The sequence below is a fragment of the Arthrobacter terricola genome (genome assembly GCF_004354015.1).
Classification (GTDB): domain Bacteria; phylum Actinomycetota; class Actinomycetes; order Actinomycetales; family Micrococcaceae; genus Arthrobacter; species Arthrobacter terricola.
This window is the reverse complement of record NZ_SMRU01000106.1, coordinates 1-1,199: the sequence shown is the minus strand read 5'-3', so window position 1 is coordinate 1,199 and position 1,199 is coordinate 1. Positions and strand designations below refer to the sequence as shown.

Genomic DNA, 1,199 nt, shown 5'->3' with positions numbered 1-1,199 from the left:
GGCACCGGCCTGTTCCTGGGAGCAGGCGGCCGCCTGAACGCCGCCGGACCTTCCCTGGTCATCGCGTACGCCGTCTGCGGCTTCTTCGCCTTCCTGATCCTGCGCGCCCTCGGCGAGCTGGTGCTGCACCGCCCGTCCTCGGGATCCTTCGTCTCCTACGCCCGTGAGTTCTACGGCGAGAAGGCCGCGTTCGTGTCCGGCTGGTTCTACTGGATCAACTGGGCCATGACCACCATCGTGGACACCACCGCCGCCGCGCTCTACATGAACTTCTTCGGCAAGTACGTCCCGTGGATCGGAGTGGTCCCGCAGTGGGCATGGGCGCTCATCGCCCTGGTGCTGGTGCTGTGCCTGAACCTGATCTCAGTCAAGGTGTTCGGCGAACTGGAATTCTGGTTCGCGCTCATCAAGGTCGCCGCACTGATCGCGTTCCTCGTGATCGGCACCTRCTTCGTGGTCTTCGGCACCCCGGTACCGGGCCAGCAGGTCGGCTTCAGCCTCCTCGCCGACCACGGCGGCATCTTCCCCACCGGCGTGGTGCCCATGATCCTGCTCATGCAGGGCGTGCTGTTCGCCTACGCCTCGATCGAACTGGTCGGAACCGCCGCAGGTGAAACCGAGAACCCCGAGAAGATCATGCCCAAGGCCATCAACTCGGTGGTTGTCCGTATCGCGGTCTTCTACGTCGGCTCCGTCATCCTCCTCGCACTGCTCCTGCCGTACACCTCCTACGTCAAGGGCATCAGCCCCTTCGTGACCTTCTTCGGGCACATCGGCATCCAGGGCGTGGACGTCATCATGAACCTCGTGGTCCTCACCGCGGCACTGTCCTCCCTGAACGCCGGCCTGTACTCCACCGGCCGCATCCTCCGCTCGATGTCCGTGGCCGGTTCCGCACCGAAATTCGCCCAACGCATGAACAAAGCCGGTGTCCCGTACGGCGGCATCGCAATCACCGCCGGCGTTTCCCTGCTCGGCGTGCCCCTGAACTACCTCGTGCCCTCCGACGCATTCGAAATCGTCCTGAACGTGGCCTCCGTGGGCATCATCGTCACCTGGGCCACGATCGTCCTGTGCCAGCTCCAGCTCAAACGCTGGGCCGACAAAGGCTGGCTGAAACGCCCGTCCTTCAGGATGTTCGGCGCCCCCTACACGGGCTACCTCTCGATCCTGTTCCTGGCAGGCGTCCTGGTCATGGT

1 protein-coding gene is annotated in these 1,199 nt (G+C 64.4%); it reads left to right on the top strand.

The features are described 5' to 3' along the window. A partial coding sequence (locus E1809_RS26485; RefSeq protein ID WP_133207179.1) for an amino acid permease occupies positions 1 to 1,199 on the top strand: 1,199 nt, incomplete at both ends.